Raw genomic sequence first — 11,861 nt, forward strand, 5'->3', positions numbered from 1 at the left:
ATGATAAATAATCAATTTTTTTGTTTATTAAATCAATTTTCTTATTAAATCTTATAAATGACAATTCATCAAGCCTGCGTAAGTCTGCATATGCATGGAATGAGAATGGACCATATTTATAGGGTAGAAAAAAGTAGTTTCGGTTTATATTCTCTTCGTTTTCTATTAAAAAAAGATATTTAATAAAATCTGTTTTATTAAGAGAATATCCGAATCTTTGCAATAATCCAAGTAAAAATTTTTGTCTATAATATTTAGGAAAATCGTTAACTTTTTTATACATGTATTATGCTTCCTACTATATATCACGTAATTTAGTAATAAAAAGAAATTAAATTATGTCAAGAAATTTTATTGGACAGTACCAACTATTTTGCATAAAAGATGCTTATAATAGCATTGCACTCCTGCCAGATAATATAAAATTTCACTTTAAATATTGATTTGAAGAAGAGGTGCTTAATGCTACATGCATACGGTAAATATATAGAAAATTATTGCAATAAAAGCATTAGTGCCCCGCATATTAGAAGAATATATTGAAGAGTCATTATAAGAATTTATTGCCAAAAATAGAGGCATGCTAATTATATGATCAATCGATGGTATAATAGTAAAAGTATATTGGAATTGATACCAATATAGTTCATATAGGATGATAGGAAAAATATTGATAAGCAATACATGATTACCACATAATAGAGCAGGAGTATTTATACCTGACCGATTGATGTGTAAGCGTAGACTGACAGGGGAGATAGCACTGTGGATAATTTCAATATTCATCATTTCCAGTGTGTTATCGGAAAACAATACGAAACACAAATTTGAGTGAAAATGTTATTCTTGAATCTGTAAAGCCATTAGAGCAATAAGTATTTTTATATGTTTCTGGTAGAATTACACACTAAATTAAACTTGACCATTGTATAAATGATTTATGAATTTTTCTTTAAAAACTGCAACAATTTTTCGGCTATCAGCATACCCTGATCAATAAATTCAGGGCCGTAATCCATCCCTGTTTTAGACCTGAATGTATGACGAATGGTATTGATGTGCGCTACTCCTCTGGGGAAATGGGCTACAATATCCTCAATTGAAATATTCATGGTAGCAATCATGTCCCATATTGTGTATATGAAGTTATCCGGCCCCCACCTGAATTTATCAGCATCATATAGCGCATTAGACAATAGCATGATATCACTGTTATCTACTGTCTGGTATTCCTTAAATGCTTCGTGATTGCGTATGGCAAATGCAATGGCGTCAATATCACTTTTTGGCATACAATACAAAAGATGCGTTTGCACATACTCTGCAGCTTTTGCAGGGTGGTCTTTTTTTTCCCGATAGTAATCGTGCAGAAAACCTGCAGCAAGTGCCAGCATTGCCAGGTGTATTGACTGGCTGGAAATGCCTTTTTCCTTAAGAACTATCGCCGCTGATTCAATTGCTACTTTTTCTGCATGATAATAGCTGTGTCCTAACGCGCTTCCTTTTTGACGCATGCACGTGGCACAATACGCAATGACTGATGATACGGTTGATATTTTTTTTGCAAGGGCTAAATACCAGTAACTATCGGCATAAAACCGTGGGGCAGGCAGTGTTACAGCAAAGGACTTTACAAACTGCCTCCCCCTGCTGATTACATCCTGCTGCATGTATTACCCTTTATTGTAACAATTAAGCGTTTATTTTAAGCACACATCTTCCTGTGAAACAACTTTATTGAGCGGGTATTCGATGATTCCATCAGCTCCGGCATTAATGAGTTTAGGAATAAGATCCCTAACCACCGATTCCTGTATAACGCTTTCCACTGAAAACCATGTTGCATTATATAACTTGGATACCGTTGGGGAAGTTAAACTTGGTATCAGCTTAATCACATCAGCTAACTTATCTTCGGGGACGTTCATTTTAATGCCTACAAGATTATTGGCATTCAAGGCGCCTCGCAAAAGCAGCGCAATCTGCTTGATTTTTGCGCGCTTGGCTGAATCTTTCATACTTTGTTTGTTGGCAATGAGCTTGGTATTGGTTTCAAGCAATGTGTAAATAATTTTGAGTCCGTGTGCTCTTATTGTAGAACCCGTTTCAGTAACTTCAACAATGGCATCCACCAGCCCCTCAACCACTTTTGCTTCAGTAGCACCCCATGAAAATTCAACCTTTACCGGGATGTTGCGATCGCTAAAATATTTTTTAGTAAAGTTAACAAGCTCCGTTGATATGGTCTTGCCTGCACAGTCTTCTAATGTTTTGATGGGGGAATCATTGGGTACTGCCAAAACCCATTTTGCTTTCTGGGTGCTAACCTTGGAATAAATCAGGTCAGATATTATCTCTACATCAGACTCATTTTCCAGTATCCAGTCAAGTCCGGTAAGACCTACATCAAGCACACCGCTTTCCACATATTTTGACATCTCCTGGGCTCGGACCAAGGAACAGCTAATCTCGGGATCGTCTATGCTGGGGAAGTAATTTCGTGATGATACAGATATTGAAAAACCTGCCCGCTTAAAAAGTTCTATTGTTGCACTTTCTAAACTACCTTTAGGAATTCCTAACTTGATAAGGCTCATTTTTTATCTCCATATTTATCTTCAGGATTAAAGATTTTTACACCATCCACTTTTAGATCACCACCTTCAACAACCCGGTAAAAGCAACTACGATAGCCAGTATGGCATGCTGCATCACCTATCTGATTAATTTTAAGCAACACACAATCGTTATCACAATCAATGCGTATTTCTTTTACTTCCTGCACATTGCCGGAAGACTCGCCTTTTTTCCACAATTGCTTTCGTGATCTGCTCCAGTAATGGACTATACCTGTTTTCAACGTCAGTTCAAATGCTTCTTTGTTCATAAATGCAACCATTAAAATTTCGCCGGTTTTATAATCCTGTGCTACTGCTGGTACCAGCCCATCTAACTTAGTAAAATCAAGCTCAATCATTGGGGTATCCTCTATCATAGTAAATTAATATCATGAACTATCGCCAAAAATAAAAAATAAATTTAAATTTATATATACAATACTATCATTGGTATGCGATAGTGTATTAATATCACAGTATAATTTAAAAATCATTAAAATGTATTCATAAAATAGTAAAATTCTATTGACAAATGTTTTTTTGAAATATCACGAGTATTTATTCCTTAAATAGTGATGTAGCGCCGTCTACTGTCCCACAACGTTACGTGGGGTTGACTTTGATATTTTTTGTGCGAGGGTTTCAATGGATTATTCTAAAACCGTTAATCTTCCTGCTTCTGATTTTCCCATGAAGGCAAATCTTCCTTCCCGTGAACCTCAGATATTGCAGAAATGGGAAAAAGAGGATATTTACAAACTGATACAGAAGTCTCGTGAAGGCAATGAACTATACATTTTACATGATGGTCCACCGTATGCTAATGGACATATACACTTAGGGCATGCTTTAAATAAAATTCTCAAAGACATCATTGTAAAACACAAGACAATGAGTGGATTTAAAGCGCCATTTGTGCCAGGGTGGGATTGCCATGGTCTGCCTATTGAATTGCAGGTTACAAAAGAGTTAGGTGACAAGGCAAAAAAACTTCCTAAACAGGAAATCCGAAAGCTGTGCAGGGACTATGCTCAAAAATTTATAGATATTCAAAGGGAAGAATTTAAACGCTTAGGTGTCTTTGGGGAGTTTGATAATCCTTATTTAACCATGTCACTGGATTATGAAGCCACCATTGTGGAAATTTTTGGATCACTCTTTGAACGGGGATTTATTACTAAAGGGAAAAAACCTATTTATTGGTGTCCAACCTGTGTTACAGCTTTAGCCGAAGCCGAAGTTGAATACCATGACCACTCATCTCCGTCAATTTTTGTTAAGTTCAGAGTGGACCCCGCATCAGTAACATTTAAAGGGGTAGATCCTAACAACCTGTATGTGGTGGTATGGACCACAACTCCGTGGACCCTGCCTGCTAACTTAGCTGTATGTTTTCATCCTGATTTTGACTACTCGGCACATACGTCAGGTAACGAGTATTTTATTATGGCTGATGGTCTTGCAGAATCATTTTCTGCCATAACGGGAAGAACATTGGGTGAAAAGATACCTTTAACCAATGACATAATTCGCTCACTGAAGGTATCCCATCCTTTTATTGACAGGGAATCAAAAGTCATCTTTGGCGATTTTGTTACTCTGGATCAGGGTACCGGCATTGTACATATTGCCCCGGGGCATGGACTTGAAGACTATATTGTTGGCCTTGAATACGGGCTTGATGTGTTCTGCCCTGTTGATGATGAGGGCAAATTTACCGATGAATTTGCCCTCATGAATGGTGTCAATGTCTTTGATGCCAACCCAAAAATAATAGACCTTTTAAAAGAAAAAAATGTTCTGATTTTTACCAATGATATTGAACATTCATATCCACACTGCTGGCGCTGTAAACAGCCGCTTATCTTCAGGGCTACCGCTCAGTGGTTTTTACTTATTGACCACAATGATATGCGACAGTTAGCATTAGATGTAACAGAAGATGTACAGTGGATACCTGAATGGGGCAAATTGCGGTTTAAAAGCATGGTGGAAACACGCCCGGACTGGTGTCTTTCACGGCAGCGTTCATGGGGAGTTCCTATTCCATCCTTCTACTGTAAAAAATGTGGTAAAAACCAGATGAACGCTGAAACCATTTTTTATTTTGCAAAGATTGCACGGGAGCGCAGCATTGAATCATGGTATACCGATGAGATACACAGCCTTATTCCAGACGGCTTTACCTGCGAATGTGGTAATGATATCTTTGAAAAAGAATATGATATTCTGGACGTATGGTTTGACTCAGGCGTTTCACACTTTGCGGTTCTTGACAGTAGAGATGACCACCGCTGGCCATCGGACCTGTATTTAGAGGGAAGCGACCAGCACCGAGGCTGGTTCCAGTCTTCATTGTGGCCGGCACTGGCATTACGCCAGCGAGCACCCTATAACACCGTATTGACACACGGATTCATGTTAGACGATCAGGGGCGGGCAATGAGCAAATCGCTTGGGAATGTCATCCCGCCTGATGATATAATCAACAAGTTTGGTGCTGATATCCTGCGTCTGTGGGTTGCTTCTGAGGACTATCGCAATGACGTCAGGATTGGCTACGATATGATACAGCAGATTGCTGATTCATATCGTAAAATCCGAAACACCTTTAAATTTATGATTGGTAACTGTGCTGATTTTACAGCTTCACAGTGCATCCCTTACGATGAGCTATCAGACACCGATAAGTGGATATTGCACAAACTCTATACACTTTCCAATCAGGTGCGCCAACACTATGAACAGTACGAATTTCACCTGGTATACCGTCGAATACTGAATTTCTGTACGGTAGATTTATCATCACTGTATTTTGACATTTCAAAAGACATCCTCTATGTGGAAGCAAAAGATTCAAAACTGCGAAGAGCAAATCAGACTGTCCTGTACCATGTTACCGAAACACTGCTTCGACTGATTGCACCGGTACTGGTGTTCACTGCCGAAGAGATATGGCAATTTTTGGGCAAAGACTCTTCCGTGCATGCTGATGTATACAGTGAGCTACCTTCCCAATGGCACAACGAAACACTGGCAAAGAAGATGGATGCTCTTATAGATATCAAGAAAGATGTATTGAAGGCTTTAGAGATAGCCCGAAAGGAAAAGAAGATTGGTAGCTCGCTTGAGGCGGATGTTCACATATATATTGCTGGTGCTTCATCAAAAGAGCTATTACAGTCGATGAGCGATAGTAAACGTTTTTTCCAGGTGGCAGAAGTTCACATTGAAGATCAAAAACTGGATGGCATGGCTGATTATGATAATAGTTCAATACTGGTAACTAAATCCACCGGGAAAAAATGTGTCAGATGCTGGAATTATTCACATGACATTGGAACACATCCTGAGCATCCAGAACTCTGTAAACGGTGTACTGATATTGTGCTAAAACTTGATGTATAATCATGCTAAATAGTGGCTAGTGATAGTATACTGATAGTATCGCAAGTCATCCTGGGCTTGATTCAGATTCTATGAAGGTGGGGTGTAGATTCCGGATCAGGTCCGGAATGACGACATGGGATGTTATCCTGAACCTTGGGCTGAATTTATTTCTGGATTGATTCAGGATCGTTGACGGTGTAGTGTAGATTCCGGATCAGCTCTGGAATGACAGCAAGGGATGTCATCCTGATCTCCGTCCTGTATTTATTTCAGGATCTTGGCATACTAGGACGGGGATTCCGTGTAAACTTTACGCTCATAGTGTAACTATATTGACAATTAACATCTAAAAAATGTAAAAATTTTTAATGGAGAAATATTGTGCCAATGACGAGGGAAACTAGAAATACGTTAATTTCAGTTATAATCTTTATTATTGTACTTGGAAGTGATATTCTTACAAAAGCGCTTGTGGAAAAATATATTTCTATCTATGAACGGGTCAATATACTTGGCAGCTTTGTACAACTCACACTCATCTACAATCAGGGTGGAATATTTGGTATATTACAGGGCTATCAGCAATTTTTCCTTATTGTTTCAATCATTGTGTTTTTGCTTCTTGTTGCATATTTTATACTGGAAAAGAATAAAACGCTTATTTTTACCTCAAGCATGGGGCTAATCTGCGCAGGCGCCATAGGCAATATCCTGGATAGAATTACTGGCAAACCTGGCGTCGTTGATTTTATATACATTGGTAGTGATGAAGTTTTCCGCTGGCCAGCGTTTAATGTTGCTGATTCTTCAATTGTGGTTGGTGCCACGCTTCTTGTCATTCACCAACTTATGGAAGAGAAAAAACGGAAAGCTAAAAAACAAATATAATTAATACGTATCTATAACAGTTATTTCACCGTTAGCTATCTCTTTATCTTTCACTATCACTTTCACAATATACGTGCCCTCAGCATACAGGGAAAATGGGATCGTGGCAGTATTAATATCAGGATTTATGGTATAGTCAAAGCGGGTATACTCAGGCTGGCTATATTTCTTTTTTTCATACACTAGTATCGTTGCCGTGTTACTTCCAAAAGGCTCCTGTGCAGTAACATACAGGGTCATATCACCTGTGGTGAACTCTTTTCCACAATGAACGGGTTTGCCATCCTTATCAACACCTTCACAAAACTGCAGTGGTGCTTCTTTGCCACAGGTTACCATGCTTATAACAGCCACACACAGTAACAGCTTACAGAAGTGAACCCTGTATATCCTCATCATCTTCTATTTCCCCTGTATCCTCTTTAACTTTGACCGATTTTTTTTGTACCGTACCATCAGGCTGCTTTTGCAACACTTCAATCTTACGTTCTGCTTCTTCTAATTTTTGCCGGCAAAACTTTGCCAGCTCAACACCCTTTTCATAATATTGAATAGATTGTTCCAGAGTCAGTTCACCGGACTCTAACTTTGAAGCTATTGCTTCAAGTTCTTCCAGCGCATCCTCAAAGGTTATTTTTTTAGCCTTTTTTTCCAAAGCTCACCTCTTCATGTACCATCTGGACATCACACTGCATTGACCCGTCATATACAATAACTCTGACGTTATCTCCCTGTTGGACCTTCTTGATTGAAGAAATTACCTGTGAATCTTTAAGTGTAATGGAATACCCACGCTTCAGCACGCTTACCGGTGAAAGGTGCTCTAACTTACTTGCTTGCATCATAAAGATGTGCCAGTAGTTTTGCAATCTATTTTTTATAATAAGCTCTAAATCCTTAACCTTACTTACACGCTCTTTTGTTTCTGCAATTCGTTTTTGCATCAACGACTGTATTTTGTTTTCAATGTCAGCCAAAGTAAGTTCGTAGTATTCAACCAGACTCATTGGATTTTGAAAGACTCTGCGTTTGGTAACGAGCATTATGCGATTAGCAAACGACTGGACCATCATTGAAAGTCGCCGCGTCATACGCAAGGTGTAATTGTCAATGGCAGCCATAAGCTCTGCTTTTACTGGCACTGCAATCTCGGCTGCGGCTGATGGTGTTGGTGCAGCAACATCTGCTGCTAAATCGCTTAACGGGTGGTCAATCTGATGCCCCACAGCCGATATAATAGGTACTGCTGAATAAGCAAACGCACGCACTACCGCTTCCTCATTAAATGCCATCAAATCCTCAAAAGAGCCACCGCCACGGCCAGCAATAATGACATCCACTCCCCACTGTGGATTATTGAGCTCCTTAATCCCTGTAACTATCGACTCAACTGCACCTTCACCCTGCACCTTTGCCGGTGCAAGTATAATCTCAATATTGGGAAAGCGGCGCATTGCCACTTTAATAATATCACGGATAGCTGCCCCCGTAGGTGAGGTAACCACACCAATTCGCCTGGGTAATACCGGAAGCGGTTTTTTGCGTTCAGGCGCAAACAACCCTTCTTTATGTAATTTTTCTTTAAGCTTTTCAATCTTCTGTAAAAGTTCGCCCAGGCCTTCTTTGCGGATTTTATACACAATAAACTGATACGAACCGCGTTTTTCAAATACCGTCACTCCGCCAAACACCACTACGCTCATGCCTTCTTCAAGCCTGAAATCCAAATGCTTGTTGGCGTGCTTGAAAAAAACAGCCTGCATTACCGCACCCTCATCTTTTAAGGAAAAATAAATGTGCCCTGACGAATGGTAAGTAAGGTTTGAAATCTCACCCTTCACCCACACACCATTAAGCTGCGGTGTTGACTCAATCAGCTGTTTCAGTATTCCCGTAATATCGCTTACGGAATACACTGTTTCATGATTTTCTATCTTTTCTATCATAGATCACTCAAAGGGCAAATGAACAGTTCCTTGATAAATGGTTCCCCGCAAAATATCAAGCGTTACCTCCTGGCCCTGTTTCAGATTGATTTCATTAATAGCGATCCCACCAATGACAGGAATTTCGTGCTCCCTGCAGTAATGGATGATGGGTGCACTGATGCTACATTCACTGGTTATCACAGCCTTTGGCTTTGTGCCTTTAATGTGCGCTATATCATGAGTCACAACAATAGTATTGGGCGATAGTTCAACGGATTGACTTGTTCCTATGATACCATGAACCACCCCTTCGCCAAATCCTATGCCGCGCGCTAACTCCTGAGCTGCCACATATATACGCATGACATTTGTTCCACCGGTTACACCCGCCAGAATCCCTGCTGTAATGACAATCAGATCTCCATCATGGATAAGATCGTTTACTTTGCCTATTGCTATTGCTTCATCGACAAGTTCGTTAATATCGTTACATTGTTTTATATGCAGTGGAATAACCCCATACGATAACGCTAACTGATGGACCACCTTGTGATTGGTTGTTACGGCTATAACCGGTATCTGCGGTTTGTACTTTGAAATCTTTCGTGCAGTATAGCCCGACTGTGTGGCAGTGAGAATACAATCAGCACCTAACGTTTTTGCTGACTCATGCGCTGACAGTGCAATAGCATCGGTAATGGTGGACTTTGTATAAATCTTTTTTTCAGCAATTGCAGCTTTATAGATAAATGTCGTTTCAGCAAATTCGGCAATGCGTGCCATGGTTTGCACTGCTTCCACTGGATACTGCCCAAATGCCGTTTCCCCCGAAAGCATGAGAGCATCGGTCCCATCAAATACAGCATTGGCCACATCGGTTGCCTCTGCCCTCGTTGGTATGGGATTACGTATCATGGAATCCAGCATCTGCGTTGCAGTAATCACCGGAATAGCCTGCTGGTTACATTTTTCAATAATCATCTTTTGTACTATCGGCACCTGTTCAATGGGGATTTCTATACCTAAGTCACCCCTGGCCACCATAATCCCCTGCGAAGAAGCTATAATTTCATCAATATTGGCAACCGCTTCATGCTTTTCAATCTTTGAAATGATGGGTAATGTCCCACCAAATTCTTCCATAATGCTCCTAAGCTGTATTATATCATGAGCACTGCGCACAAATGACAGTGCTATCATGTCAACATCCTGCTTTATGGCAAATTCTAAATCACGTATGTCCTTTTGTGTAATAGAACTGGTCTTTATTGAAGCATTGGGAAGATTAATTCCTTTGTTGTCTTTTAGCTCACCACCCCGTATGACGGTAGTATAGATATCGGTATTGTCCACCTGGTCAACACGTAGTTCAAGCAAACCATCATCAATCAGTATGGTCTGCCCTTTGTTTACTGATTCAGGAAGTTCTTTCAATGAAACGCTAACTGCCACCGAATTGCCCGGGACGCTTCGGGTGGTAAGAATAAATTCCTGCCCCGGCTCTAAGATGACTTTTTCTTTTAATGTACCAATGCGAATTTTTGGCCCCTGAAGGTCAGCCAATATCCCAATGGGAACATGTAACTCTTTTGACACTTCGCGGATGATAGCAATGCGCTGTGCATGTAATTCCTGTGTAGAGTGCGACATATTGAGCCGCGCAACGTTCATGCCGGCTTTGACAAGTTTTATAATCATTTCTTTTGTTTCACTTGTTGGTCCAATGGTACACACTATTTTAGTTTTACGCATATATTTACACCGTTTGTTATTGAATTATGGAAATGGAATGCAATGTTTCTTTAGTTTACAGAATGGCATGCATGGGTTTCTTTTTCAAGATATTTTTAAAGACCATTTACGCACCTTCTTTTGTCCAGACTATAAGTTTAATGGAAAATGTACACTTACCATTTGTCAATTACACCTGTGGTTTTATGCATAACCAATACCGTATGTATTTTTTTCCTCACGCAGAGTTCGCTGAGAGAACAAAGAGTCTCATGAGATTGTAAAGCTTTTCTCTTACTCCTTTTCTCCATATACCCTGTGTTCTCTATGTGTTGCTTCATTTTGCATCACACAAAGTTCGCTAAGAGAACACAGAGTCTCATGAGAGTTGGAAAATTTCTCCTTTCTATCCTTTTTTCAGCGTTCTCTGCGTGAAAATCTTTTTATTACTATCTTCAGCCTATAAATACCTTGCAATTTGTAACTATTGATTTCACACTGTCCACACAGTTGTACGCTAATATATCATTTATGAATAATCCTTTACTACATTTTCTGTGTATTCACTACACAACCATATCACCACAAGTCAAAGAATATCTTTTTTCATTACTTTCAGATACTGAAAAACACAAGTGTAATTCATTTCAATCTGAGATCAAAAAGTCTGAATTTTTAGTATCCAGGTGTTCATTGAAAGCACTGGGAATACTTTCAGGCTTTGATATACCAAACTATAATCCCACCACACCAATCGTGTCGGCTAATGATCAAACAGCGTATGTATCGCTTTCACATACGCAGAATGCAGTTGCCGTATCGTTATTTCATACTCCTCACGGTATTGACATTGAACCATGCAAGCGTCATGTAGCGTATCGCAACACTATTATAAAGCGCTATTTTGCACCATGTGAGCAAAAATTTATTAATCATCTGCCATGGGGGAAAACAAGGCGCTTTTTACACATATGGACCCTTAAAGAAGCAATTGCCAAATTACAAAAACTATCGCTTACACAAGCTTTACTGTATGATACCTTTACAAATACCGACAAATTATTTTTAACAAATTTTTTGGTAGGGAAGAACTATATATGTGGCGTTGCAGTGGGCGATAGTTATTGTCAAGAAGTCACCATCCGCATATATACCTTGAAAGATAATGACCTTGCTGTATTTCTCACTGGATGTGGGCGATACCGGATTCGAACCAGTGACCTCCTGCATGTGAGGCAGGCGCTCTAACCTGCTGAGCTAATCGCCCTTTGTTTATGCTAACAATTTGATAGCTAAAATATGTTTT

The 11,861-nt window shown here is 39.6% G+C and carries 10 protein-coding genes, 1 tRNA gene and 1 pseudogene; 3 read left to right on the forward strand and 9 right to left on the reverse strand.

All coding sequences use genetic code 11. From position 1 onward, the window contains the following. The 4 genes from AB1444_11450 to hisI all read right to left on the reverse strand — a co-directional run. Positions 1-283 (reverse strand): hypothetical protein (locus AB1444_11450; GenBank protein MEW6527268.1); only part of this gene is annotated, 283 nt, incomplete at its 3' end. 655 nt (positions 284-938) lie between these two features. Beyond that, on the reverse strand, positions 939-1,670 hold the full coding sequence (locus AB1444_11455) for a hypothetical protein (protein MEW6527269.1): 732 nt from the start codon (positions 1,668-1,670) through the stop codon (positions 939-941). Positions 1,671-1,700: 30 nt separating this feature from the next. Further along, positions 1,701-2,597 (reverse strand): ATP phosphoribosyltransferase, encoded by an 897-nt coding sequence (gene hisG / locus AB1444_11460; GenBank protein MEW6527270.1) that lies wholly within the window; start codon positions 2,595-2,597, stop codon positions 1,701-1,703. Next, positions 2,594-2,977 (reverse strand): phosphoribosyl-AMP cyclohydrolase, encoded by a 384-nt coding sequence (hisI, locus tag AB1444_11465; GenBank protein ID MEW6527271.1) that lies wholly within the window; start codon positions 2,975-2,977, stop codon positions 2,594-2,596. Before hisI ends, hisG begins: the two co-directional genes overlap by 4 nt. A 286-nt stretch (positions 2,978-3,263) precedes the next feature. On the opposite strand from hisI, the gene ileS reads away from it, so the two are divergent. After that, the gene (gene ileS / locus AB1444_11470) at positions 3,264-6,026 is read left to right on the forward strand and encodes an isoleucine--tRNA ligase (GenBank protein ID MEW6527272.1); all 2,763 of its coding nucleotides are present in this window, start codon (positions 3,264-3,266) and stop codon (positions 6,024-6,026) included. Positions 6,027-6,395: 369 nt separating this feature from the next. Beyond that, positions 6,396-6,896, forward strand: a complete 501-nt coding sequence (gene lspA / locus AB1444_11475; GenBank protein MEW6527273.1) for a signal peptidase II — start codon at positions 6,396-6,398, stop codon at positions 6,894-6,896. Here lspA and AB1444_11480 read toward each other — a convergent pair whose 3' ends face one another. Genes AB1444_11480 through pyk form a run of 4 tightly spaced genes read right to left on the reverse strand, consistent with a single transcriptional unit; the run spans position 6,897 to position 10,576 of the window. Then, complete coding sequence (locus AB1444_11480) at positions 6,897-7,295, reverse strand: hypothetical protein (GenBank protein MEW6527274.1); 399 nt, start codon at positions 7,293-7,295, stop codon at positions 6,897-6,899. Next, positions 7,264-7,551 (reverse strand): exodeoxyribonuclease VII small subunit, encoded by a 288-nt coding sequence (locus tag AB1444_11485; protein MEW6527275.1) that lies wholly within the window; start codon positions 7,549-7,551, stop codon positions 7,264-7,266. The genes AB1444_11480 and AB1444_11485 overlap by 32 nt, the downstream gene beginning before the upstream one ends. Beyond that, entirely contained in the window at positions 7,535-8,842 is a 1,308-nt protein-coding gene (gene xseA / locus AB1444_11490) for an exodeoxyribonuclease VII large subunit (GenBank protein MEW6527276.1), read from the reverse strand. Before xseA ends, AB1444_11485 begins: the two co-directional genes overlap by 17 nt. Positions 8,843-8,845: 3 nt before the next feature. Then, positions 8,846-10,576, reverse strand: a complete 1,731-nt coding sequence (gene pyk, locus AB1444_11495; protein ID MEW6527277.1) for a pyruvate kinase — start codon at positions 10,574-10,576, stop codon at positions 8,846-8,848. 510 nt (positions 10,577-11,086) lie between these two features. Here pyk and AB1444_11500 point away from each other — a divergent pair. Beyond that, positions 11,087-11,584, forward strand: a pseudogene (locus tag AB1444_11500) (4'-phosphopantetheinyl transferase superfamily protein). A 164-nt stretch (positions 11,585-11,748) separates the two neighbouring features. Here AB1444_11500 and AB1444_11505 read toward each other — a convergent pair. Next, a tRNA-Val gene (locus AB1444_11505) sits at positions 11,749-11,822 on the reverse strand. Positions 11,823-11,861: the final 39 nt, after the last annotated feature.

The sequence above is a fragment of the Spirochaetota bacterium genome (assembly GCA_040756435.1).
Lineage (GTDB): Bacteria > Spirochaetota > UBA4802 > UBA4802 > UB4802 > UBA4802.